20 protein-coding genes are annotated in these 24,893 nt (G+C 34.5%); 12 read left to right on the top strand and 8 right to left on the bottom strand.

Annotation, left to right across the window (positions count from 1 at the left end; translation table 11 throughout):
* Window positions 1-423 precede the first annotated feature (423 nt).
* Entirely contained in the window at window positions 424-2,052 is a 1,629-nt protein-coding gene (locus tag BT156_RS16805; RefSeq protein ID WP_072411806.1) for an acyl-CoA carboxylase subunit beta, read from the bottom strand.
* A gap of 412 nt (window positions 2,053-2,464) precedes the next feature.
* On the opposite strand from BT156_RS16805, the gene BT156_RS16800 reads away from it, so the two are divergent.
* Genes BT156_RS16800 through BT156_RS16790 form a run of 3 tightly spaced genes read left to right on the top strand, consistent with a single transcriptional unit; the run spans window position 2,465 to window position 5,191 of the window.
* Window positions 2,465-3,340, top strand: a complete 876-nt coding sequence (locus BT156_RS16800; protein WP_072411804.1) for a DMT family transporter — start codon at window positions 2,465-2,467, stop codon at window positions 3,338-3,340.
* 17 nt (window positions 3,341-3,357) lie between these two features.
* Window positions 3,358-4,440 (top strand): putative type IX sorting system protein PorV2, encoded by a 1,083-nt coding sequence (locus tag BT156_RS16795; RefSeq protein ID WP_072411802.1) that lies wholly within the window; start codon window positions 3,358-3,360, stop codon window positions 4,438-4,440.
* A 10-nt stretch (window positions 4,441-4,450) separates the two neighbouring features.
* Window positions 4,451-5,191 (top strand): hypothetical protein, encoded by a 741-nt coding sequence (locus BT156_RS16790; protein ID WP_072411820.1) that lies wholly within the window; start codon window positions 4,451-4,453, stop codon window positions 5,189-5,191.
* An 88-nt stretch (window positions 5,192-5,279) separates the two neighbouring features.
* Here the strand turns inward: BT156_RS16790 and BT156_RS16785 are convergent, their stop codons facing one another.
* On the bottom strand, window positions 5,280-5,849 hold the full coding sequence (locus BT156_RS16785) for a fasciclin domain-containing protein (protein ID WP_072411800.1): 570 nt from the start codon (window positions 5,847-5,849) through the stop codon (window positions 5,280-5,282).
* 204 nt (window positions 5,850-6,053) lie between these two features.
* On the opposite strand from BT156_RS16785, the gene BT156_RS16780 reads away from it, so the two are divergent.
* The gene (locus tag BT156_RS16780; RefSeq protein WP_228430173.1) at window positions 6,054-6,623 is read left to right on the top strand and encodes an RNA polymerase sigma factor; all 570 of its coding nucleotides are present in this window, start codon (window positions 6,054-6,056) and stop codon (window positions 6,621-6,623) included.
* Window position 6,624: 1 nt separating this feature from the next.
* The gene (locus BT156_RS16775) at window positions 6,625-7,443 is read left to right on the top strand and encodes an anti-sigma factor (RefSeq protein WP_072411798.1); all 819 of its coding nucleotides are present in this window, start codon (window positions 6,625-6,627) and stop codon (window positions 7,441-7,443) included.
* Window positions 7,444-7,500: 57 nt separating this feature from the next.
* Here the strand turns inward: BT156_RS16775 and uvrC are convergent, their stop codons facing one another.
* Together uvrC and BT156_RS16765 are read right to left on the bottom strand one after the other, a co-directional pair.
* On the bottom strand, window positions 7,501-9,291 hold the full coding sequence (gene uvrC / locus BT156_RS16770; RefSeq protein ID WP_072411796.1) for an excinuclease ABC subunit UvrC: 1,791 nt from the start codon (window positions 9,289-9,291) through the stop codon (window positions 7,501-7,503).
* A gap of 59 nt (window positions 9,292-9,350) precedes the next feature.
* Window positions 9,351-10,214, bottom strand: coding sequence for a hypothetical protein (locus BT156_RS16765; protein ID WP_072411794.1), 864 nt, complete (start codon window positions 10,212-10,214; stop codon window positions 9,351-9,353).
* 154 nt (window positions 10,215-10,368) lie between these two features.
* Here BT156_RS16765 and BT156_RS16760 point away from each other — a divergent pair, with 154 nt between their 5' ends.
* Window positions 10,369-12,039, top strand: coding sequence for a T9SS type A sorting domain-containing protein (locus tag BT156_RS16760; protein ID WP_072411792.1), 1,671 nt, complete (start codon window positions 10,369-10,371; stop codon window positions 12,037-12,039).
* A gap of 243 nt (window positions 12,040-12,282) precedes the next feature.
* Window positions 12,283-13,731 carry an IS1182 family transposase gene (locus tag BT156_RS16755; protein WP_072411790.1) on the top strand — a complete coding sequence of 483 codons (1,449 nt, stop codon included), beginning with the start codon at window positions 12,283-12,285 and terminating at the stop codon, window positions 13,729-13,731.
* Between the two features lie 227 nt (window positions 13,732-13,958).
* Here BT156_RS16755 and BT156_RS16750 read toward each other — a convergent pair whose 3' ends face one another.
* Entirely contained in the window at window positions 13,959-14,723 is a 765-nt protein-coding gene (locus tag BT156_RS16750; RefSeq protein WP_072411788.1) for a hypothetical protein, read from the bottom strand.
* Between the two features lie 128 nt (window positions 14,724-14,851).
* On the opposite strand from BT156_RS16750, the gene hutH reads away from it, so the two are divergent.
* The 4 genes from hutH (at window position 14,852) to BT156_RS16730 (ending at window position 19,117) form a co-directional block, all read left to right on the top strand.
* A complete protein-coding gene (gene hutH / locus BT156_RS16745) occupies window positions 14,852-16,339 on the top strand; it encodes a histidine ammonia-lyase (RefSeq protein WP_072411786.1) in 1,488 nt (495 codons plus the stop codon).
* Between the two features lie 13 nt (window positions 16,340-16,352).
* A complete protein-coding gene (locus BT156_RS16740) occupies window positions 16,353-16,811 on the top strand; it encodes a DUF2059 domain-containing protein (RefSeq protein ID WP_072411784.1) in 459 nt (152 codons plus the stop codon).
* Between the two features lie 229 nt (window positions 16,812-17,040).
* A complete protein-coding gene (locus tag BT156_RS16735; protein WP_072411782.1) occupies window positions 17,041-17,487 on the top strand; it encodes a GNAT family N-acetyltransferase in 447 nt (148 codons plus the stop codon).
* Between the two features lie 124 nt (window positions 17,488-17,611).
* On the top strand, window positions 17,612-19,117 hold the full coding sequence (locus BT156_RS16730) for a S8 family peptidase (RefSeq protein ID WP_072411780.1): 1,506 nt from the start codon (window positions 17,612-17,614) through the stop codon (window positions 19,115-19,117).
* A gap of 178 nt (window positions 19,118-19,295) precedes the next feature.
* On the opposite strand, the gene BT156_RS16725 is transcribed toward BT156_RS16730, so the two are convergent.
* The 3 genes from BT156_RS16725 to BT156_RS16715 form a co-directional block, all read right to left on the bottom strand.
* Window positions 19,296-20,465 (bottom strand): carboxypeptidase-like regulatory domain-containing protein, encoded by a 1,170-nt coding sequence (locus BT156_RS16725; RefSeq protein ID WP_072411778.1) that lies wholly within the window; start codon window positions 20,463-20,465, stop codon window positions 19,296-19,298.
* A 72-nt stretch (window positions 20,466-20,537) separates the two neighbouring features.
* The gene (ygiD, locus tag BT156_RS16720; protein ID WP_072411776.1) at window positions 20,538-21,365 is read right to left on the bottom strand and encodes a 4,5-DOPA-extradiol-dioxygenase; all 828 of its coding nucleotides are present in this window, start codon (window positions 21,363-21,365) and stop codon (window positions 20,538-20,540) included.
* A gap of 121 nt (window positions 21,366-21,486) precedes the next feature.
* Window positions 21,487-21,999: a YceI family protein gene (locus BT156_RS16715; RefSeq protein WP_072411774.1), complete on the bottom strand. Its 513-nt coding sequence runs from the start codon at window positions 21,997-21,999 to the stop codon at window positions 21,487-21,489.
* A 611-nt stretch (window positions 22,000-22,610) separates the two neighbouring features.
* Here BT156_RS16715 and BT156_RS16710 point away from each other — a divergent pair.
* Entirely contained in the window at window positions 22,611-24,752 is a 2,142-nt protein-coding gene (locus BT156_RS16710; RefSeq protein ID WP_072411772.1) for a S9 family peptidase, read from the top strand.
* Window positions 24,753-24,893 lie beyond the last annotated feature (141 nt).

The raw sequence follows: 24,893 nt of genomic DNA, 5'->3' as shown, positions 1-24,893 counted from the left end.
CTATTGGGAGGAGTGAAACGAGCATGTGCTGAGCATGGCGAAGCAATCTCGAATTAAAACTTTTATTTTTTACAAAATCATTCCGCTCTCTTTGTCTTCCTTGTATCTATATCTTACTAACAAGCATTTTTTTAGAATTTATTTAGAAGTCTGCTAGGTAAGCGAGAGATCATTATTCTAAAGCTTAATCTTGTATATAAAAGGGAATTGATCAATAGCAGGACTTCTTAGCCCGGATAGTAGCGGTTACCCCGCAACAAGCATTGGCTATTAGCTTTGGAGTGAGGAGTATGAGCGGATAGCCGGAAACAGCTTCTAAAAAAAATGCTAAAAGTTATTTATTAATATTTAAGCTATCTGCTAATGAAATAAAAAAGCCTCACTTTGAAAGTAAGGCTATATATTTTAATCGAAATCGATTTATCAGACTTGAATAACTCCCAAATTAAATTTTTCTGTAATAGGGGCATTGTTTGCAGCTTCAATACCCATAGAAATCCATTTTCTGGTATCTGTAGGGTTAATGATAGCATCTGTCCAGAGCCTTGCAGCGGCGTAGGTAGACTCAGTTTGTTTTTGATATCTTTTAGAAATCGTATTCAGGATTTCATTGTGTTCTTCTTCGGTAATCTCTTTACCTTGTTTTTTTAATGTAGATTCTTGAATCTGTGCTAACACTTTAGCAGCCTGAGATCCACCCATTACAGCTAGATCAGCCCAAGGCCATGCAACGATTAATCTTGGATCGTAAGCTTTTCCACACATTGCATAATTTCCGGCACCGTAAGAGTTTCCTGTAATAATGGTGAATTTCGGAACTACAGAATTAGCGACAGCATTTACCATTTTTGCTCCGTCTTTAATGATTCCGCCGTGCTCAGATTTTGAACCGACCATGAAACCTGTAACGTCTTGCAAGAATATTAAAGGAATTTTTCTTTGATTGCAGTTTGCTATAAATCTTGTCGCTTTATCAGCCGAATCAGAGTAAATAACTCCACCAAACTGCATTTCTCCTTTTCCACTTTTTACCAATTTTCTCTGATTAGCCACAATTCCTACGGACCAACCATCAACTCTGGCAGTTGCACAGATGATAGTTTTACCATAATCGGGTTTATATTCTTCGTATTCAGAATTATCGACCATACATTTGATAATTTCCAACGTATCATATTGATCTGCTCTGGAAACTGGGACAATTCCGAAAATATTGTCCGGATTTTCTTTTGGCGGGAAACTTTCAATTCTATCGAAGCCTGCTTTTTCGGTACTTCCGATAGATTTCATGATCGTTTTAATTCTATTTAAAGCGTCTTTATCGTCTTTAGCTTTATAGTCTGTAACTCCGGAAATTGAACAGTGTGTAGTTGCTCCTCCAAGTGTTTCGTTATCAATGGTTTCACCAATCGCAGCCTTTACTAAATAGCTTCCTGCCAGGAATATTGAACCTGTTTTATCAACAATCATTGCTTCATCACTCATGATCGGCAAATAAGCTCCACCGGCAACACAACTTCCCATTACTGCTGAAATCTGGATGATTCCCATAGAGCTCATCTTAGCATTATTTCTAAAAATTCTACCAAAATGCTCTTTATCAGGGAAAATTTCGTCCTGCATCGGAAGATAAACGCCTGCAGAATCTACCAAATAAATAATTGGAAGTTTATTTTCCATCGCAATTTCCTGAGCTCTTAAATTTTTCTTTCCGGTAATTGGAAACCAAGCTCCAGCCTTTACTGAAGCATCATTGGCAACAACCAAACACTGTCTTCCGGAAACATAGCCCATCATAACAATAACACCACCGGCAGGGCATCCACCATGTTCAGGATACATTTCGTAACCAGCAAATGCACCAATTTCTATGGAATCTGAATCTTTATCAAGAAGATATTCCACCCTTTCTCTTGCCGTCATTTTTCCTTCATCACGAAGTTTTTGAAGTCGTTTTTCGCCTCCTCCCTTTTTAATTTCAGCAAGTAGTCTATTTATTTCGGATAGTTTTAATCTGTTCTGATCTTCTCTTTTGTTGAATTCAATGTCCATAAAATTTCAAATTTTTCCGTCTAAAGATACTCTTTTTATAAGAATTCTGAATTTAAATAAAACAAGCGTTTAATAGGTTGGTTTTCAGATTTTTGTGAAATATTTAACAAAAAAATGTTTTAAATGTTTGATATTTTTTCTAACTTTACATAAGAGTTATAGGGATAATATTCTCTATGAAATACTCTAAGTTCCTAGTTTATTTTTTTAATAGTTTATTATTTGAAGGCCCTGAAAGTTTAACAGACTTTCAGGGTTTTTTGTTGAGATGAATCTTATTTTTAAAGAAAATTGAAACTGATATTAATATGTAGATAATTTATTAAATTTAATTGAAGTAAATACGTATTTTTTATAAGATTTGTAAAAGCTATTTGTAAATTTGCATGTCAAAATTAAAAGAAGATAGGATATGCATAAATTAGCGCTTTTCAGATTACACTTAATTGTCTTTTTGTGGGGATTCACTGCAATTCTGGGAAAGCTGATTCAGGCTAATGCACAGATTCTTGTATTTTACAGAATGCTTTTTGCTGCGATCTTTTTATATGCTTTTATCAGAGTTTATAAAAAAGAGAGTATAAAAGTTTCTAAGAAAATCTTCTTTCAGTTGGCTGCAATTGGAGTTGCTATGGCTTTACACTGGTATTGCTTCTTTTATTCGATCAAAGTTTCAAACGTTTCAATAGCGTTGAGCTGTTTATCATTATCAACATTATTTGCATCCATTCTGGAGCCGATTATTTTTAAAAGAAAAATAGATGCTTCAGAAGTTATCATGGGAGTGGTGATTGTTTCCTGTATTTTATTAATTTTTAAAACAGAGTTTCAATATAAAGAAGGAATTATTTACGGAGTCTTTTGTGCCATTTTTGGGACGATATTTTCTGTTTTTAATGGAAAAATGTTTGGGAAAACAAGCTCCGGGAACATTATTTTTTATGAAATCTTCTGTGGATGGTTTGTTTTATTGATATTTTATTTATTTAGTGGTCAAATTTTTCAAATGAATGAAATAAGTTATAGCGATATTGCGTTAATATGCTTATTGGCAAGTGTTTTTACTGCTTTCCCGATGTTGGAATCGGTGAATCTGATGAAATATATTTCGCCTTTCACACTAATTTTAACAGTTAATTTAGAACCAGTCTACGGAATTATACTAGCTTTTTTTATCTTTGGAGAATCGGAACATATGAGCCCAATATTTTATATAGCATCAGGTGTTATGATACTGGCAATCATTGCAAACGGATTAATAAAAGCCAGAAAAACAAAAAAACTTTAACTAAGCATCAAACTTATATGATGAAAAAATATTTTTTACTTGCTTCTTTCGTATTATTTGGGACTTCTCAGGCTCAGATTATAAGGAAATATTCCAACGAATTCTTGAATATCGGAGCAGGAGCCAGAGGCCTTGCTATGGGAGGAGCTGTGATTTCCAATCAGGATGATGTATATTCTCCCATGTGGAACCCGGCAGGTTTGATGTCGATTGAAAGAGACTGGCAAGGAGCAGCGATGCACGCAGAATATTTCGAATCGATTGCGAAATATGATTATCTGGCTTACGCAAAAGTTTTGGAAACCGGTGTTTTCGGAGTTTCTGTGGTAAGATTGGGGATTGATAATATCTTGAATACAACTCAGTTGATTGACCCCGAGGGAAATATCGACTATGATAAAATCACTAAATTTTCACAATCCGATTATGCTGCAATCATTTCTTATGCATTTAATCCTGCAGGAAATACGAAACTAGATGTCGGAGTAAATGCTAAAATTGTCTACAGAAATGTGGGTAAATTTGCAAGCGGTTATGGTTTTGGTTTTGATGTAGGTGCAATTTATAAGGCAGACAACGGATGGAAATTTGGAGGAATGCTTCGAGATGCAACAACAACTGTCAATTTTTGGAGTATTAACCAAAAAGAGCTTTCAACGATTGTAAATGGGGAAGAATTTAACCCTGCGCCAACCGATAAAATGGAACTTACAATGCCTAAATTAAATGTAGGCGCAAGTAAAGTTTTTAATATCAACAGCAGTATTTATGTTTTACCTGAAGCTGGTATTAATGTAGATTTTGCTAAAACAGCAGCTCTTGTTTCTACAGATTTTGCAAGTATCACGCCTTACGCCGGAGCTGAAGTGGGCTATCAAAAAATGATCTTTGTGAGATTGGGAGTCAACAGATTTCAAAATATTACAGATATCGAAGATCTTAAAAGAAAGGTGTCTTTCCAGCCAAGTGCGGGTATCGGTATCAAATACAGAGGGCTTACTTTAGATTATGCGATTACAAACTCAGGAATTGGAGGTTCAAATTTCTATTCGAATTTCTTCTCTCTTAAATTGGATATGGGAACGTTTAGAAATGATTAAAATTTTGAAAATGAAAAAACTATCAATATTAACACTTATAATTTGTTCAGTAATTGCTTTCGGACAAAAGGTTTCTGATTATAAATACGTTTTTATCCCTGAGAAGTTTCAGACCTTTAAAAATAGTTTTGACTTAGAAACAGTTTTAGCAAATGCTTTAAAAGGAAAAAAATATGTAATCCTCCAAGGTGATAAATTAAAGTGGCCATCGGAAGCGATGGGGAACTCTTGTAGCATCATTAATGCAGATGTTATTAATGATAAGACGATGTTGAGAAATAGAGTAATTTTAGAATTTAAAGACTGTAATGGTAAAACGGTACTTGAATCGAAAGGCAATTCAACAATCAAAGAGTTTGAAGAAGGTTTTCAAGATGCTTTAAAACAGGCATTAGTTACAGTTCCGGTTTCTAATCCGGTTGCAATTGTGGCTCAAAAAGAAGTTGAAACACCTGTAAATAATACTGTTTCCAGCACTGTTGCAGTATCTACAGAAAGCACAGCGAGTAAATACAGTAACGGGAAATTAGATCTACAGAAAGTACAAATTGATAATAATCAGTTTATTTTGGTCAAACCTAATAGTTCTCTACCATTTGCAACTTTTAAAGCAACAACAAAAAAAGATGTTTTCAGAGTTAAACTGGAAAATGGAGATTCTACCATCGGATATTTTGAAAATGGGAATGTTGTGATAGAAATTCCTCAAACGAATGGAGAATATGCTAAAGAAGTTTTTACGGTAAAATAAAGATTACAGCTTCAAGAAATAAAAAAAGCCCTTACCTGAATTTCAGGTAAGGGCTTTTAATAACAGCTAACTATAAAAACTAAAATTATTAAGGCATTAAAACAGTGTCGATCACATGAATCACACCATTAGACTGATTTACATCAGCTATTGTAATTTTTGCGCTATTTCCTTTAGCGTCAGTTACGTATAAATTTTTTCCTTTTGTCCAGAAAGTAACATCTTCACCTTCTACAGTTTTCATCATACTTTTTCCATTTCCGGCTTTTACCGCAGCCCAAATTTCTTTGGCATTATATTTTCCTGCAAGAACATGGTAAGTAAGGATTTTTGTAAGCATTTCTTTGTTCTCAGGCTTTACCAAAGTTTCCACTGTTCCTTTTGGAAGTTTTGCGAATGCAGCATCCGTAGGAGCCAATACCGTGAAAGGACCTTTTCCCTGTAAAGTTTCAACTAAACCTGCTGCTTTTACAGCTGCTACAAGGGTTTTGTGATCTTTAGAGTTTACAGCATTCTCAATGATGTTTTTTGAAGGATACATTGCTGCTCCACCTACCATTACTGTTTTTTCTTTCATTGCCTGTGCAGTTACATTTCCACTGAAAACAAATGATAAAGCTACCATTCCTAAAACTGCGATTTTTGATCTTGTATTCATTTTTTGATTTTTTAAATTAAATAATATTTGATTTCTTATTCTTACCTAGCATTTACGAGGTGGATTCTGTTTTAGATTTAAAAATTATTCTTTTTGTATAAATTATTTTTTCTGAGTTAATAAAAGGTTGAATTAATTCCAGAATCATTTACGATATAAATTATTTTTTGGTTTTTCTTTATTATACAGTTTATTTTATTACATTTGGATTGTAAAATATTCGTTATTAAAACAAACTATTCGGAGGAAGAACTTATCGTTTTATTGAAAGAGAAAAACGAAGCTGGTTTTCATTATTTGTATGACCATTACTCCGGTGCGCTTTATGGTGTGATATTTCGAATTGTACAATCAAAAGAATATACGGAAGAAGTCATTCAGGATGTTTTTGTTAAAATCTGGAACTCTATTCTTCAGTATGACTCTGCCAAAGGACGATTTTACACCTGGATGATCAATATTGCCAGAAATACGGCAATTGACTACTTAAAATCAAAAGGTTTCCAAAACGAACTTAAAAACCAACCACTCCCTGATTTCGTATATAACAGTGCGGAACTTTCGACAACTAATAAAACATCCGACTTTATCGGGTTTAAAGATGTTCTTGGAGGTTTGGAGACTGATAAGCAGGAGCTTATAGATCTGGCGTATTATCAGGGATATACACAAAATGAGATATCCGAAAAACTGAAGATACCGCTGGGTACTGTTAAAACGAAAATGCGGAACGCATTGATAAAATTAAAGGATTTGTTAAAAGATTATCAATAAATTGAACACTAAGGAATACATATCATCCGGAATTTTAGAATCTTATATTCTAGGTTTTGCTTCTCCCGAGGAAGCAGGGATTTTGGAGTGTGTGATGAAGAACAATGCTGAAGTTAAAGCGGCTTTTGAAGAAGCTCAAAAAACTTTGGAAGATTTGGCAACGGCTCAGGCCGTGACTCCTCCAAATGATTTAAAATCTAAGATTTGGAATAAAATTCAACAGGAACAGATTGTTGAAGAAGCGAAACCTGTAATTTCAGAAGTAAAGCAAGATCTGAAAGTTCACGGAGAAATAAAAGAGATTAATACTCAGAAAAATAACAGCTGGAAAACCTATGCGGTTGCAGCTTCTGTCCTGTTTTTAGTAAGTGTTGCCGGAAATTTATTCTGGATGAATACACAGTCTAAAAACAAAGAAGTTATTACAAAACTTGAAACTGAAAAACAGTCTAAGGATTTGGCGCTTCAAAAAATGCAGCAGAAATGGCAGATGTTGTCAGGAGCAGATATGCAGATGGTTGTTTTAAAAGGGGTAGAAAAACATGCTGATTCCAAAGCAATGGTTTTCTGGGATAAAAAATCTAAAGAAGTCTACTTAAACGCCGACAGCTTGCCAAAAGCTCCGGAGGGAATGCAGTATCAGCTTTGGGCAATTGCAGACGGAAAACCTGTAAGTGCAGGAATGTATACAGAAGATAAAGACAGTAAAATAGCTCTCGCCAACATAAAAAATGCTCAGGCATTTGCCATAACTCTTGAGAAAAAGGGTGGAAGTGCAACTCCGACTATGGAAAATATGTTTGTGATGGGGACAGTTTAATATCCTTATTAAAAGATAATATAAAAAAAGCTCTTGATTCAAGAGCTTTTTTGTTTTTTATGAATTGAAAAATTCCCAAATTACTTTCGCCTTACTTTTTCCAAGAATTTCTTCCAGAGTTTCTAAATTGGACTCTTTTATACGTTTTACCGACTTTAATTTAGATAAAAGTAACTCAATTGTCTTTTCTCCGACTCCCGGAATTTCTTCCAGTTCAGATTTTATGGTAGAATTTGTTCTTCTGGTTCTGTGATGTTTTACCCCAAAACGGTGTGCTTCATCTCGAACTCTCTGAAGGATTTTAAGCGTTTCAGATTTTTTATCAAGATATAAAGGAATCGGGTCTTCGGGGAAGAAGATTTCCTCCAATCTTTTGGCAATTCCGACAATGGTGATTTTTCCGTAAAGTCCTAATAATCTTAAACTTTTTACTGCAGAAGAGAGCTGTCCTTTTCCTCCATCGATTAAAATTAATTGTGGTAAAGCATCGCCTTCGTCCAACAATCTTTTGTATCGACGGTAAATTACTTCTTCCATCGTCGCAAAGTCATTGGCTCCTTCCACTGTTTTTGGATGGAAAATTCTATAGTCTGCTTTGTTTGGTTTTCCGTCTTTAAAAACAACACAGGCAGAAACCGGATTGGTTCCCTGAATATTCGAGTTGTCAAAACCTTCAATATGTCTTGGCTCAACGGGCATTCTCAGCAGTTTTTGCATTTCTGCCATGATTCGGTTGGCATGTCTTTCCGGATCTATAATCTGAACCTGCTTTAGTTTTTCTAAACGATATTCTTTGGCATTTTTCTCGGAAAGTTCAACGATTCGTTTTTTATCGCCCATCTTAGGTACGATCAGCTTCACGTTCGGAATCTCAACAGATAAATGGAAAGGTAGCAGAACTTCTTTTGAATCTGAATCGAATTTCTGACGAATTTCAATCAAAGCTTCTTCCATAATATCCTCGTCCGATTCTTCAAGAATTTTCTTAATTTCTGTCGTGAAACTTTGGATGATATTTCCGTTTCTAATCTTAAAGAAATTCACATAAGCAGCCGTTTCATCACTCGTCATTCCAAACACATCAACATCGTCAATATTGGGGTTGACAACTGTATTTCTTGACTGATAATCTTCAAGAATATCTATTTTTTCTTTAATAAGTTGAGCTTGTTCAAATTGTAGGTTTTCAGCATATTTTACCATCTGATTAACCAGATATTCTTTTGCTTTTCGGAAATCTCCTTTTACAATTCCGCGGATGGCATCTATTTTTTCATCATAATCTTCCTTGCTTTCCAGATCTTCACAAGGTCCTTCGCAATTTTTGATGTGATATTCAAGGCAGACTTTGTATTTTCCTTCTGCAATTTTAGATGGAGCTAAATTTAAATTACAGGTTCTGAGTTTGTAAATATGTTTAATGGTTTCCAGTAAAATCTTTGCAGGACGAACTTTTGCATAGGGTCCGTAATATTCTGAATCGTCTTTGATCTTTGTTCTCGTTAAAAATATTCTGGGGAAATTTTCATTTTTAATGCAGATCCAAGGGTAGGTTTTATCATCCTTCAACATGACATTGTAAAACGGCTGATGTTCTTTTATCAGATTATTTTCCAATAAAAGTGCGTCGTATTCGCTATTTACAATGGTTGTTTCTAATCGCTGGATCTTTCCAACCATTATTCTTGTTCTGTAACCCGGAAGGTTTTTGTTGAAATAGGAGAGAACCCTTTTCTTTAAATTTTTAGCCTTTCCGACATACAATAAATGCTCATTTTTATCATAATAACGATAAACGCCGGGTTCGGAAGGTAAAGTTTTGAGTTGTAATTCTAAAGAAGGATTCATATAACAAAATTACGGAATTTTGCTTTTATCTGTTGTTACTAATATTTTTTTAACCTATTTTAAATTTTAGATAGCAGATCTTTACGTCCGTCGATATAAGATAAATGGTTGTCAAAGCTTACTTCTACGAATAAAATCTTATTTCCTTTTTTAAAAATTTTTAATGAACCATAAACTTTTTCACCCTCAGAAAATACTGAATGGTTGATCAGCCTTTCATCACTTTCAAATAACTGTAGAATTTTACGGTTTTCACCTTTGAAATTTTTCCATTCTTCTAAAGATTTTTTGTCATTTTTTTCAAAAGAATAAACGGTGATCATAGCATTGTCGCTCATCCAAATTTTATCAATGATAGGATTTTGAAGTGAAGTTATTTCATAAAAACCTTTCGGAACATGAATATTAAAGTCGTTTTTCGAATAGGAATAGTTTTCTTGTACTTCCTTATTATCATCTTTCACATTACCATCCAAAGTGTAGAATTTTTTCATTTTGGAAGCCAGCTTTATAACTTTAAACAGCTTTTTATAATCTTGAAAATTAATACTTTTAGCATGTTTTTCAATAATTTTTTGATATTCAGCTATTCTTTCGGAAGGAAGAAATTTTTTATCAATATTGTCAACCTGATTTTTTATGGATGGATCTTTAATTTTCAAATCATTAATAACTCTGGTATCCACAATTTCGGTGGCTTCCAGATTTCTTTTAAGTAAAATTGGATCTTTGATGACAGCCTCAGCCGTAAGATATCTCCCCATCGTTTTATAATTGGTCTGATAGGGAATATGATCAAGATTTTTTACATAACTACCTGCATGAGCCACATCATCCGCTTTCGAACAGCCTTTGAAAACTCGTCCCAAAGCTCCCCAGAATAATAGACTGAATACCAGTATTGTGTTGATGTAAAGTTTCATGATGATTAATTTAAATGTAAAAATACACTTTCTAACTTTTTATGAATTCTAAATGATCTTTTTTACATTTTATTAATCTATAGCGTAAAATTAATAGTACTAACATTTTTTAATATTAAAAATCAGTATTTTTGTTAAAACTAAATATTCTACTATGAAAAGGAATTTCTTGTTAATAATCACTTTGCTTTCATTTGTTTTCTTTAAAACTCAAACCTTAGAATGGGAAAAAACTTTTGGTGGAACTAAAGTCGAAGAGTATGTTAAACATGTAGACAGTCCGGATGGTAATTACGTTTTTACAGGAAGTACACTTAGTAATGATGTTGATATAGCTGTTAATTATGGATTAAAAGATATTTTCTTAACAAAAATAGATACCAACGGAAACTATTTATGGAAAAAAAATATTGGAGGAAATAACGACGATGTTCCGTTAGATATAATAAATTCAAATGACGGAGGTATGATCTTAGTATCTCAATCGAAGTCTACAACTAATTCTTTCATGATCAACCGCGGGAATAATGATTTATGGGTTACAAAGCTAGATGTCAGCGGTAATCCTGTCTGGAATTTACCTATTGCTGGTTCGGGAGATGAATCTGGCGCAAGAATAATCCCGATAACAAACGGGTATATATTGACAGTTAATACCAATTCTAATGATTTCGATTTCACACATGCAACTTCTACGGGGAAAGATGTTTGGATCATCAGACTTGATGAGGCAGGAAATATTGTATGGAAAAAAGCGTTAGAAGGATCGTTGGATGAAACATCAACTACACTAAAGAAAATAGATAATAGCAATTTTCTATTGCTTGTAAACTCAGTTTCTGCAAATGGAGATTATTCTGCCAATACAGTTCCGAATGTTAATAAAGGTTTCTTATTTAAACTTGATATTGATGGAAATATACTTATTAATTCTAAAATAGAATCATCAGATATTCAAAAACCTAATTTCATTAATGATGTAAAAGTTGTTAATGATGGATATTTTATAGGTGGAAGAGAAAGTATCAATCAGGTTGCTCCAGATGGTACTATTCTTACTACTTATTATGATGCTTTATTTGTTAAACTTTCAGGATCAGGAACTATTTTATGGAAAAAAAATTATTCTGTACTCGCGCAATTCAATCAAGTATTTTTTACTGAAGAAACAAGTGATAATAATCCTCTTTTTTTGGGAACTACTTCAAGCTCAGGATATCTCGTACCGTGGATGATTAAAATGGATAATGCTGGAAATACACTAAAATATACTGAAATGTCTTCTCGTCCATATGCGGTAAAGAAATTACCAAACGGGAATTTTGTACTTAATGGTATCGTAATTACAACATCGCCTATAAGTACAGGAAACAATATTTTTACATTATCTTTTATAAATGGCATCGGTACAACTGTTATGAGCAATCATCAATTAAAACTTGGTCAGTTTGCAAATTCAAAAAACACCATTTCGTCGATCACGAATGATGGGAAAGTTATTGGTTTTTGGAATGATGAGCATAATCCAACTAATCGTGTTACTGATGTATGGTTTTTTAAATTTCAGATTCCTGCTAACGTATTGTCTGTTAATAATATATTAGGTAATATGAAAGGTATTTCAGTCTATCCTAATCCTACCAACGATTATATAAAAATCTCAGAAAAGATGGATGAACTGGTCGTGTATGATCTAAGCGGAAGAATGATTCTAAGTGTAGAAAATACAGATACTGTAGATTTACGGGGAGTAAATACCGGTATTTATATTTTAAAAGCTAAAAATAAAAAAGAAACAAGATCTTTCAAAATTGAGAAAAAATAAAAATATTTAGATAAATTAAAAGAGGCTGTCTCAAAAGTGAGGCGGCCTTTTTTCATAAAAAAAGGAAAGCTTTGGCTTTCCTAATTGTGGCAAATTGATTAATTTGCTGTATGTTAAGTACTTCAAAAGTAGTCTTTAAAGATTACAATCCCAAAGAAAATTTGCTATCTCAAGAAAGTGGCAAAAGCAGCCTGAAAAGACTCCTTTTTTGTACATTAAGACTACATTTCAAGAGTAAAGAAGATGTTAATACAGCAGCAAAAAATTCATTTGAGTTCCTATTCAGGGTTGTATGATTTGATTGTTCCGAAAGACAATCTTCTTAGGAAAATTAATGAACTGATTAATTTTTCATTTATCTATGAAGAACTTTTAAACAAATACTGTTTAAATAACGGGTGCAATGCAGAAAGCCCTGTCCGAATGTTTAAATATCTTTTGTTGAAAAGCATTTACACGGTTTCTGATGTGGATGTGGTCGAGCGTTCGCGCTACGATATGTCGTTTAAGTATTTTTTGGAAATGACACCTGAAGAGGACGTTATTAATCCAAGTTCGCTTACAAAATTCAGAAAACTGCGTCTGAAAGACACCGATTTGCTGAGTCTTTTGATCGGTAAAACCGTAACGATTGCGATTGAAAAAGGGATTATCAAATCCAAATCTGTTATTGTAGATGCCACACACACTTTGTCGAGAAGCAACCCTTTTTCCACGATTGAAGTATTGAGGGAACGCTCGAAACTGCTTCGGAAAACCGTTTATCAGTTTGATGAAGCGTTTAAAACCAAGATGCCTTCAAAAAATACGGATAATGATTTGACTAAGGAATTGGATTACTGCAAAGCACTTGAAAAAACAATTGAAAACGAACCCTCTATCAGTGAAATCCCTTCGGTAAAGGAGAAACTAAACCTTTTGAAAGAATTGGTGGAAGACACGGGTGAGGAATTGATTTTTTCTAAAGATATGGATGCCAAAACGGGTCACAAATCTGCTGACAGCTCATTTTTCGGCTACAAAACACATCTTGCGATGAGCGAGGAACGGATCATTACGGCAGCGGTGGTAACCTCGGGAGAAAAAGGTGACGGTCCGGAATTGCCGAAATTACTGCAAATGAGCCAGGATAACGGGATGGAGGTAGATGCCATTATTGGTGACGCGGCTTATAGCGGAAAAGAAAATCTGAAAATTGCAAACGATCAAAATATTAAAATCATCGCCAGACTGAATCCCTCCATTACCCAAGGTTTTAGAAAAGACGAAGACAAGTTTGATTACAACAAAGATGCCGACCGGTTTGTTTGCCCTGCAGGACATTTGGCGATACGCAAAGCCAGACAGGGAAAGAAAAATATTGGTGAAAATCAAGTCGATACGTATTATTTTGATGTTGAAAAGTGCAGGGTTTGTCCACTGAAAGAAGGTTGCTATAAGGATGGTGCAAAAAGTAAAACATATTCTGTTTCCATCAAATCGGAATTACATAAGGATCAAATGTCTTTTCAGGAAAGTGATTATTACAAAGAAAAATCAAAACAACGCTATAAAATCGAAGCCAAAAACAGTGAGCTGAAAAATGTGTACGGCTACCAGAGAGCCACTTCTTACGGCATAGAAAATATGCAGATGCAGGGCGCAATGACTATTTTTGCAGTCAATCTGAAGAGAATCCTGAAATTAGTGTAGAGAAAAGTAATCTCTACAACTCAATTTTCAAAATCACTCGCAATAAGCCTAAAATAACCACTAAAAAAACCAAAAAAATAACTTCCAAAAAAAAGCTTATTACAGATTTTTAAATCTTGTAATAAGCTCTTATTTTCATCCCAAATAAGTCGGGCTATCGTAATATGGAGGGTTTTTCAGTGACCTCTTTTGAGACAGCCTCTTTTTTTATTTTATAATTGAATATATTATCCGTTCGTCATCTGAGTATATTCACTCACAAGGAAGCTGAAATAATCCCATTCAACAGATTTTTTAGGATATTTTTTCATGAATTCTGCATTATCTCCAAATAGGAAATCGTAGTTGTCTTCAAAATCATCTTTGTGAAGCCACATTATTTTATCACCTTTTTTAACGTAATAAGATTTAATAACGCCACCTCCCAACTGAGGAGAGCCCATCACAGAAAATCCACTTGTTTCTTTTGCTCTGGGATCGTAATAGACAGAAATTATATTGTCGAATCCAGGATTGATCACCTGCATTAAGAATTCTTTGTCATCTTTCTTATTTTTAAGAGAAACAGTTTGATTTACAAAATGAATACGCTCATTTGTAGTATTTTTATTTAAGCTTTTTGTTCCAAAATTTCTGATATTTCCCATGTACTTGGCCACTTTTGCATACTTTTCGGCGTTGCTTGGATAAACATACATTTCGTCAATTTGATCTGCATTGAAAGTTGTGCTCTTTTTTGAGATACTGTCTTTGATAGAAACTTCAAAAATCTGTCCTTTCTTAGTATCAATTTTTCCACAGAATCCTTTGTAAGTCGTTCCGTCCTTTAAAATTACGGTAGATGTTTTCTTAGGAGATGGAGTATTGAATCCTTCATTAAAAAGGTACATTTCCATTTTTTTGATGTCTTCTTTTGAGTATTTTACCTTATCCTGGGCAAAAGATGCAACACTTACAAAGCAGAAGGCAAGCAGTAAAGCTTTAAATTTCATAGTTTATTGTTTTTATTTTAGGACGTAAAAGTAATGAAATAAATCACTTGTTTTGAAAAATAAATACTGCCCGAAATTTTACTTTTACAGTTGTCGTTAAAAGTGTAATTTTAAGCAAAATTAAGACAATGATATACGGGATAGATGTTTTCAGTTTTCATGATGTATTGGAAATCTGTAAAAATCCAAAAAAAGCGAAACTTAATAAAGCTTCAAAAGATCAAATTTTAAAATCACAGAAAAACGTTCAGAAAATTGTTGAGTCCGACAGATGTGTGTATGGGATCAATACAGGTTTTGGACCTCTTTGCGATACAAAAATCTCTGCTGACGAAACAGCACAATTACAATATAACTTAATCATTTCTCATGCAGTAGGTGTTGGAAAGCCGATTGATAAAGAATTTTCAAAGATCATGATTATTGCTAAAGTTCATGCATTATCAAAAGGTTTTTCTGGAGTTTCTTTGGAAGTGATTGAGAGATTGATCACGATGTTGGAGAAAGATATCATTCCTGTAGTTCCCGAACAGGGGTCTGTTGGAGCTTCGGGAGATTTGGCGCCTTTGTCACACTTAGTTTTGCCGCTTTTAGGACTTGGACAGGTTTGGGAAGGAGATCAGATTTTTGAAACTGCTGAAATTTTAGAAAAGCATAACCTTGAACCTTTAACTTTAGGTCCAAAAGAGGGATTAGGATTAATTAACGGAACACAGTTTATCTTGGCTCATGCTATCAAAGGGTTAGAGAAATTCGAATACCTGTTGGATCTTGCTGATCTTACTGCAGCAATGAGTCTGGAAGCATACAGAGGCTCCGAAAGTCCTTTCAAAAAGGAACTTCATGACATCAGACCTTTTGAAGGAAGCAAGAAAGTAGCTGCCAGAATGGTGAAATTTCTGAAAGGTTCTGAAAATATGAAAGCTCACGAAGATTGTGAGAGAGTACAGGATCCTTATTCAATGAGATGTGTTCCTCAGGTTCACGGAGCGAGCAGAAATGCTTTTGAGCATCTTAAATTAATGGCGAATACAGAATTAAACTCTGTAACGGATAATCCGATTGTTTTAAGTGCTGAAGAATCTATTTCAGGAGGGAATTTCCACGGACAGTTAATGGCAATGCCTTTAGATTATGCAACACTGGCTGCGGCAGAATTAGGAAATATTTCTGACAGAAGAAGTTACTTATTATTGGAAGGTAAATACGGTTTACCAAGATTGTTAACGGAAAGCTCTGGTTTAAATTCAGGTTTCATGATTCCTCAATATACTTCTGCGGCGTTGGTAACAGAAAATAAAACATTATGTTTCCCGGCTTCTGCAGATTCAATTCCGACAAGTTTAGGGCAGGAAGATCACGTTTCGATGGGGAGTATTTCGGGAAGAAAATTCAATCAGGTTCTAGGAAATCTGGTTAATATTTTATCTGTTGAATTAATGTTTGCAGCGCAAGGATTGGAGTTCAGAAGACCTGCAAAATGTTCAAAAATCATTGAAGAAAACTTTGCAATCATCCGTTCTAAAGTAGCTAAACTTGAAGATGACAGATTGATAGGAAAGGATATGCTAGCGATTGCTGAATTGATTAATGATAGAAAATTTGTTGTGAATTAATATTCGTTTACTGATGAAAAAAGCTTTTTGTTTCGCGATGTTTATGGTTGGAGTATTTGCATATTCACAAACTAAACAAGATAAAGTAAAAGAATTGATTTCTTTAAGTGGTGTTTTTCCTATTTCAAAAGAAGCAGAAAAGGAATTTATTTTTAGTTACAAGAAAAAATATTCTCATGTTCCGGATTCTGCTTGGAAATCTATTGAACAGAAGGTTAATATTGATGAACTTATCAATAAAGTAGTTGATATTTATGCAAATAAGTTTAACGAAAAAGATATTGATCAATTACTTATTTTTTATAAATCAGAAGTGGGGAAAAAGCTTATTCAAAATTCACCGGGGATGATAACTGAAATTCAGGAATCAACCAATAATTGGGGTATGAAAGCTACTCAAACAATTAATAATGATCTGGAAAAAATGGGTTATTTGCAATCTCCTCCACCGCCAATGGCTCCCACTAAATAATATAATGGCTTCCTTGAAAAAGGGAGCTTTTTTGTTTCCCACAGATCTCGCAGATTTACACAGATGTTTATGCATATTTTTATTGATAACATGAAAGAAGTCTGTCTAATATTTTAAGACAAATTCCACTAATATTTTACAAATAATTACACGAAACTAAAACATAAACATCTGTGTAAATCTGTGAGAGTATAAAAAACATTATTTTTGTAAAAGTAAAAACAAAACGATGACAATAACAAAAACAGATTCTTCAAATGTAGACTTTCAAAATCTGGTAAAACTTCTTGATGCAGACTTGGCGATTCGTAACGGCGATGACCATGTATTCTATGATCAATTCAATAAAATTGATATGATCAAGAATTGTATCGTTATTTATGTAGATAACAATCCGGCAGCTTGTGGCGCTTTCAAAAAATTTGAAGATGGTACGGTTGAAATCAAAAGAATGTACACCCATCCGGATTTTAGAAAAAGAGGTTTAGCGGGAACGATCGTAAAAGAATTAGAAAACTGGGCAAAGGAAATCGGTTACAAAAAAGCAGTTCTGGAAAGTTCTTTAGAGCAAAATGAAGCTCTTTCTGTATACGAAAAAAGTGGTTATCAAAGAATTCCGAATTATGGACAATACATCGGAATTGATAAAAGCGTCTGCTATGAGAAAATATTGTAAATCATAGCTTTATGTTATTTTTAGCATACTAAAATTAATGTAAAAATCATGTGAAATTAATTTTTAAAGAACTGTAATTCAAGATAAAGTGATATCTTGTATTGCCAAATAAAAATTAATTTATATGAAAAAAAACGTATTTTATGTGATGTTTCTGCTTTTTGTGGCAGTTTCATGTAACAGAGATGAACTTCAGAATCAGGTAACCGAAACTGAGGTTGCTCAAAAAGATCCTCTCAATGCAAAACAAATTAACGGTAAAATTAATGAATCTATTAAGAGTACCGGAAATTTTTCGTGGACAAAATCGTCCGATCATCTTGTTTGGAGTGCTATTTTTCAAGGAAATAAAGTAGCTTCAATTGGCTTTGGCTCTACAAAAGACGATTTTGACCGAAGCTTGTCTTCAAACAATGAGCAAATTCAAAATGAAATTCTAGCTCTTATTGAGAAATATGAAGGAAAAGAAAAAAGCAGAATTTTACTTAATGCTGACAAATATCTCAATCAGATAGATGTTGCTATTGAAAAACAGGAAACAGTTATTGCTCTTCGTAAAATGAAAAACATTCGTTATCTGGAGCCTGCAGATTATCATTATTTCGAAAACGAAAGTAAATTCAACGGAACCGCGAAATCAAGCGGCAGCTCAGGATGCGGATTTGAATCAACGGCTTTAAATGCTGCCGACTATACAACCGTAACTCCCAACGCGAAAGCACCGTGGTCTTTCTACAAACATAATATCACCAATGCCTGGAGCTACAGTACAGGAGCCGGAGTGACGATTGGCTTGATCGATTCCGGGGTTTCTCCTGAACAAAGTCTGTTGGGAAGCAGTTTTAATAATGGATTATCATCCGGAAGAACAATCAGTAAAGTTGGGGTGCATGTAGATTCTGTCTGGCCATGGGCTACGGGTTACGACGGGCCAAATGATCAGTGTGGACACGGAACAAGCATGGCTTCTGCAATGGCAGCTCCGCGAAATAACCAAGGACAACCAGTGGGAGTAGCTTATAATGCCAATTTAATCGCTTACCGAGCTGCAACGAATGTTGTTTTGGATGGCTATCACGAGCAAAACGGAGTGAAAATAGCTTTCACAGAATTGGCTAATAATAACAGTGTGAAGATCATTTCAATGTCAATGGGACATATTTTTTCTGTAGGTAAAATTGAAGACGGAGTAAAATATGCTTATTCTAAAGGAAAATTAATTTTCTGTGCCGGCGGAACTTCTACAAGCTTCACTACTTTTGTCGGGGTTATTTTCCCTGCCTGGATGCCGGAAACTCAAGCAATCACGGGAGTAAAAGAAAATACTTCCAATCAAAAATGTGATGTTTGCCATTCAGGAGCTGAAATTGATTTTACCTATCAAATGGAGAGAGCTTCAGGAAACAGTGTTCCGGTTCTAAGTTATTATAACGCACAAACCGATTACGTAGGCGGGTCGTCCGTGGCAACCGCTTCTACAGCAGGAATTGCTGCTTTAGTTTGGTCTAAAAATCCATCATGGACGAGAGAGCAGGTCTTGAATAAAATGAGACAGTCTGCAACGTATTATCCAAGCCCGAACTCGGATTACGGATATGGAAATGTTAATGTTTTACAGGCTGTACAGTAAAATTTAAACTGAAAATTTAATTTTAACCACAAAAGGCACAAAAGATTTAGACTTAAATTATTTTTAAGTTTATGAATTCACTGTAAGTTAAGAGCAAATAAGTTTTGAAGACTTTTGATCAACTTGAATTTACCTGAATAAGATCTTTCGCAACTTTTGTGGTTAAATTTTTTATTAATTAATCTCCCAACTGATAATCTAAAGGAAGCATATTTTCAATTTTATTTTTTGAAAAATCTCCTTCAGTGATGAGCAGATCGGGAGTAGTGATGTTTCCGTCTTTTGAAACTTCAAATGTTTCACCTTCGGGATGAAGAAAGGAAGATAAAGTTACAGGTTCTGTAGCTTTAACAAAATCTTTTCCTTTTCGTTCAAAAAAATATTTGGGATAATTAACCTGAAGCATGTCTGCAAAGCTAAAAAGAACTTCTTTATCCGATCTTTTTACATAATCGGAATCTGGAATTTTTGTTTTTGTAATCGCAAGTGCGTAAGGCTTTTCATTGTTTTTTCGTCTCAGAATATCATTGATATCTTCGGGAATATTCATATTTTTTGAATTTTTAATCATCTCCGAAAAATTCTTCAACGTGTTTAATTCTTCTTCCGTGGGATATTTCGGATTGGGAAACTTTACTACTTTATTCACAATAAATCCGTCTTTGGAAACCTTATTGTTATAAACGCTTCGAAAAAAATGGAGTAGACTTCCGTCAAAAGCATTCATCCTGTTAAGCTTCACTTTATCTGAGCTTTTTGTTTCTTTAAAAAAGCTTGTTCCTGTATAATTGACCATTTTAGACTCAAAATCTGCAGAATAATTGATGAGATTGTATTGTATTTCGTAGCCTAAGTTTTTATTTTCGATAATTAAAGTCTGCGGGGCTTTTACTTTAAGAATTTTATTCGTCTTATCGTAGGCAAACTTTAAAGACCGCTGATTTTTAATTCTCACATTTTCTCTGTCAGAACCAATGAATGTGTCAAGAAAATAATAGATATAATTTTTGTAGGCTTCTTCGGTGTAAGGAATAATTCTGACCTCTTCGATCGTATTGGTCTTAATTAAAACAACTCTCAATGTTTTATTAATAACTTCGGAAAGCTTGGTTGTAAAAGTTTCGTAATTTTCCTTTTGGAAAACAAGACTTCCACTGGTTTGTGAGACTAAACTAAGACTAAAACTACCATCTTCTTTTGAAGTAGTGCCGATTTTTGTTCCGTCCAGATAAATATTGACATTGGCAATTTTCTGTTCGGCATCATTCAGAACAGTGCCTTTAATGATTTGGGCAAATGAACTATAAAGAGGTAGTAAAAATAGAAATAGTAATATCGTTTTTTTCATGGTAAAACAATATTACTATATTTATAGTGATAAAAAAAGTTTTTATTAAATATTCAATAAGTAAAAAATAATTTAACCGATTCTCACGCTTGTCATACTCAGCGAACCGCCAATTAGTTCATCATTAAATAAAGCTAAATTTTCTGCCTTATCTTTCAATCCTAAAGTATAGATTAATGGTAAATAATGATCCGGAGTCGGAACAGCATACTGTAAAAATGTTCCCTGTTTCTGATAATCAATTATAGGTTGAAAATTACCATCCACAAGCCAGTTGTTGGTTTTCTCTCTTGCTTCGATCGCCCAGTCCCAGCCGGCTCCAACAGTATCAATGTTTTTCCAGTCGATCAATCTTAAATTATGAACAATATTTCCGCTTCCGATAATTAAAATTCCTTTTTCACGAAGCTTATTTAATCTTTTTGCTAAATCAAAATGATATTGCGGAGGTTTTGTATAATCGATACTCAACTGAATCACAGGAATATCCGCGTCAGGATACATATGTTTGATCACGGACCATGCGCCATGATCCAGTCCCCAATTATGATCTTGTTCAACCAAAATAGGAGCTAAAAGTTCGGCTGTTTCTTTCGCCAGTTCAGGACTTCCGAGGGCGGGATATTCTACATCAAACAACGCTTTTGGAAAACCTCCAAAGTCGTGAATCGTTCTCGGCATATCCATTGCCGTCACAAAAGTTCCCGGAGTAAACCAATGGGCAGAAATACACAAAATAGCATTCGGTTTCGGAATTTCCGTTGCCGCTTTTCTGAAACCCTGTACAAACTGATTTTCTTCAATAGCATTCATCGGCGAACCGTGCCCAAGAAATAAAACAGGCATTCTTTGTGTACTTTGAAAATTGTCACTGATGTTTTGTAGATCGTTGAGGTTCATAATGTCATATTAAAAAAGAAAAAGGTTCAAGGTTTTTAGAAAATCCCTGAACCTTTATGATTAAATTTTTTTGGATGTTTTTGGTTAATTTATCCCGTTGGGCTCCCAAAAATCCGTTTTATTATGCTTGTTTTACAAACTGTAAATCTCCTGCTAATTTTACATCTTCGCTTACCATTACACCGCCAGCTTCAAGAGCAGCATTCCAGTTTAATCCGAAGTCTTTTCTGTTGATTTTTCCTTCAAAAGAGAAACCTGCTTTAGTACTTCCCCATGGGTCAACATTGATTCCGTTAAAATCTACCTCAAGAGTGATAGGTTTTGTAATACCGTTAATCGTTAAATTTCCAGTTACAGCACCATTCAACGCCTGAGAATCGAAAGTAATTGTAGGATTAGCCTCTGCATTGAAAAACTCTGCAGATTTAAGGTGATTATCTCTGTCTGCATTATGAGTTGAAACAGAATCAGTCTGAATCGTTGCAGTCGTTTTAGCGTTCGTGAAAGTATCATCATCAGCATCAATTTCTGCAGTGAAGTTGGTGAAGTTACCTTTAATGTTAGAGATCATCATGTGTTTTACTTTAAAAGTAATTTCACTATGCGTTGGGTCTAGGTTCCATTTTGTTGCCATTGTAATATGTTTTTATTGTTATTTATACTGCAAATTTAGGATAAGGTACAGGTACAAATCATTGACGTAAGATAAGAAATGAATAGCGTAACAATTTTAACTTCAAATTAACATTACAACTTGTCATTTCGACGAAGGAAAAATCTATTATACTCAATAATATAACTTCCTGTCTCCATCTTCCAACTTCTTTCTTTAGAAGCAATTTCCCGCTTTCCACTATATCTTTTTTGTTACGGCCTCCGCTTCGCTCCGGCCGCAACAAAAAAGGATGCCGTTCCAATCGGGGCTAGGGTATTGGTCGTCATCATTACTATTTGTCTTTGCGAGGAGCGTAGCGACGAAGCAATCTCAAACCATCAAAATATTGATAAGAAATCACCATGCAGTTTGTCATTTCGTAGTAATCTCAACAATCATTATTACAAAATAAATATAGATTCCACGCTCCACTTCGTTCTGCTCTAAATGACAAAAACTCCGAACAACCTCTGCTGACAAAGTGGCAAAAAACCAAAAACTAACAACCATCAACCAAAAACTATTAAATCTTTAACATTTCTTAACGGTTAACTTTTATTTCTTATTTTTGATGGATTCAATTTTATACAATGAAATTACATAGATTTTCTTTATTGATGGTAGTTTTGGGCGGATCGGTTTTTGCCCAGACTCAGAAATTCACGATGGCGGAGGCTGTAAACGGGTTGAGAACGAACTTAGCGGTGAAAAATATCTCGCAGTTTTCATGGTCTGGAGATGGTAAATCTTACATTCAGGCAGTGAAAGGCGGATATTTGATCACAGATCTAAAAACCGCAAAACAGGATACTTTGGTTTCTTTGACGCAGTTGAACAGAAGTTTTTCGGATAATAAACTAAAAGCAGTTCCGCAGATCAAATTTATCAGCAAATCCCAAGGATATTTCAATGCTAACGGTCAAATGATCTGGGTTGATAAATCCGGAAGCGACTGGAAAGTAAAAAGCTCAACATCTTTAGATGAAAATGCTGCGAATGTAAAAGTATTTAATGATAATCAGACTTTTGCCTACACAGTAAAGAATAATTTATTTGTCAATAAAAACGGAAAAGTAATCGCAGTAACGAATGATTCTGACGAAAATATTCTCAACGGTGCTGCCAATGTTCACAGAAACGAATTCGGTATCGATACAGGAATTTTCCCGGCTCCAAATTCAGAAAGCGTAGCATTCTACAGAATGGATCAGACGATGGTTGCAGATTATCCTGTGATCGATTGGTCTGTGACTCCGGCTGTAAATCACAACATCAAATATCCTATGGCGGGACAAAAGTCTCATGAAGTTACATTGGGGGTTTATAATATTAAAAATCAATCAACGACTTTCCTGAAAGTTGAAGGTGAAAAAGATCAATATTTAACAGCAATTACCTGGAGCCCGGATTCAAAATATATTTTTATAGGCGTTCTGAACAGAGGTCAGAATCACATGAAAATGAATCAGTATGATGCTGCTACAGGAGATTTAGTAAAAACTTTATTTGAAGAATCAGACAGTAAATATGTTGAACCACAACATCCGCTAACTTTCTTTCCGAATTCTAATACAGACTTCATCTGGCAGAGTCAGAGAACAGGATATAATCATTTATTCCACTATAGTTTGGAAAAAGGATTGGTTGCTCAGATCACAAAAGGTGATTGGCTGGTAACGGACATTTTAGGTTTTAATGAAAAGAAAAAGGAAATTTATTTCACTTCTACGAAAGAAACTCCTTTGGAAAAACATTTATACAGAATTAATTGGACCAACTTTAAGCTACAGAGATTAGACAACGCGGAAGGCGTTCACACAGGAGTTTTAAGCAGTGATGGAAATTATCTGTATGATGTTTACAGCAATGCCAACACACCAAAAGTTGCGAATATCATCAATACCAATACATTAAAATCCGACAATATTCTTACAGCTGAAAATACATTAAAAAATTATCAGAGACCTGAAATTAAAAATGTAAACTTAAAAGCTGATGACGGTACACCTTTATACGGTAAAATCATCCTTCCAACGAATTTTGATCCGAACAAAAAATATCCTGTAATTGTTTATCTGTACAACGGACCGCACTTACAATTGATAACGAATACTTTCCCTGCCTCAGGAAACCTTTGGTACGAGTATATGGCTCAAAACGGATACATCATTTTCACAATGGACGGAAGAGGTTCTGCTAACCGTGGAATGAAATTCGAACAGGCAGTTTTCAGAAACTTGGGAACAACCGAGATGAATGACCAGATGAAAGGGGTAGATTATCTAAAATCTCTTCCTTATGTTGATTCAGAAAGATTGGGGATTCATGGATGGAGCTTCGGTGGATTTATGACGACAAGTTTCATGACTCGTCATCCTGAAGTTTTCAAAGTAGGTGTTGCAGGAGGTCCGGTGATCGACTGGAGCATGTACGAGATCATGTACGGTGAAAGATATATGGATACGCCACAGGAAAATCCACAAGGATATGCAGCGGCTAATTTATTGGATAAAGTTCAGAACTTAAAAGGTAAATTATTGATGATCCACGGTGCGCAGGATGATGTGGTGGTTTGGCAGCATTCTATCAAATTCATTAAATCTGCGGTTGATAATGGTGTTCAGCTAGATTATTTCGTTTATCCGGGACATCCACACAATGTGATCGGAAAAGACAGAGTGCATCTGATGCAGAAAGTGACAGATTATTTTGATCAGAATTTGAAAAAGTAATATTTAAATCCAGCCGATGAGGCTGGATTTTTTGTTTGAATATATTTAAAAATAATCTGGGAAACCGAATTCTTAAGGCAAAAGAACAATGACCGTTCTTACCATCGATCAATGTTTTTGAATATTGATAACCGTAATTTT

Origin of the sequence: Chryseobacterium limigenitum (assembly GCF_900114875.1) — a bacterium.
In the GTDB taxonomy this organism is placed as follows: domain Bacteria; phylum Bacteroidota; class Bacteroidia; order Flavobacteriales; family Weeksellaceae; genus Chryseobacterium; species Chryseobacterium limigenitum.
This window is presented reverse-complemented; position numbering and strand designations above follow the sequence as displayed.

Bases quoted from the DNA above. Each gene is read 5' to 3' on its own strand.
- BT156_RS16730 (WP_072411780.1), top strand. From the start codon at position 17,612: ATGAAAAAAAACGTATTTTATGTGATGTTTCTGCTTTTTGTGGCAGTT.
- BT156_RS16740 (WP_072411784.1), top strand. From the start codon at position 16,353: ATGAAAAAAGCTTTTTGTTTCGCGATGTTTATGGTTGGAGTATTTGCA.
- BT156_RS16750 (WP_072411788.1), bottom strand. From the start codon at position 14,723: ATGAAATTTAAAGCTTTACTGCTTGCCTTCTGCTTTGTAAGTGTTGCA.
- BT156_RS16755 (WP_072411790.1), top strand. From the start codon at position 12,283: ATGTTAATACAGCAGCAAAAAATTCATTTGAGTTCCTATTCAGGGTTG.
- BT156_RS16725 (WP_072411778.1), bottom strand. From the start codon at position 20,465: ATGAAAAAAACGATATTACTATTTCTATTTTTACTACCTCTTTATAGT.
- BT156_RS16735 (WP_072411782.1), top strand. From the start codon at position 17,041: ATGACAATAACAAAAACAGATTCTTCAAATGTAGACTTTCAAAATCTG.
- BT156_RS16800 (WP_072411804.1), top strand. From the start codon at position 2,465: ATGCATAAATTAGCGCTTTTCAGATTACACTTAATTGTCTTTTTGTGG.
- BT156_RS16790 (WP_072411820.1), top strand. From the start codon at position 4,451: ATGAAAAAACTATCAATATTAACACTTATAATTTGTTCAGTAATTGCT.
- BT156_RS16715 (WP_072411774.1), bottom strand. From the start codon at position 21,999: ATGGCAACAAAATGGAACCTAGACCCAACGCATAGTGAAATTACTTTT.
- BT156_RS16710 (WP_072411772.1), top strand. From the start codon at position 22,611: ATGAAATTACATAGATTTTCTTTATTGATGGTAGTTTTGGGCGGATCG.
- BT156_RS16765 (WP_072411794.1), bottom strand. From the start codon at position 10,214: ATGAAACTTTACATCAACACAATACTGGTATTCAGTCTATTATTCTGG.
- uvrC (WP_072411796.1), bottom strand. From the start codon at position 9,291: ATGAATCCTTCTTTAGAATTACAACTCAAAACTTTACCTTCCGAACCC.
- BT156_RS16760 (WP_072411792.1), top strand. From the start codon at position 10,369: ATGAAAAGGAATTTCTTGTTAATAATCACTTTGCTTTCATTTGTTTTC.
- hutH (WP_072411786.1), top strand. From the start codon at position 14,852: ATGATATACGGGATAGATGTTTTCAGTTTTCATGATGTATTGGAAATC.
- BT156_RS16785 (WP_072411800.1), bottom strand. From the start codon at position 5,849: ATGAATACAAGATCAAAAATCGCAGTTTTAGGAATGGTAGCTTTATCA.
- ygiD (WP_072411776.1), bottom strand. From the start codon at position 21,365: ATGAACCTCAACGATCTACAAAACATCAGTGACAATTTTCAAAGTACA.
- BT156_RS16805 (WP_072411806.1), bottom strand. From the start codon at position 2,052: ATGGACATTGAATTCAACAAAAGAGAAGATCAGAACAGATTAAAACTA.
- BT156_RS16795 (WP_072411802.1), top strand. From the start codon at position 3,358: ATGATGAAAAAATATTTTTTACTTGCTTCTTTCGTATTATTTGGGACT.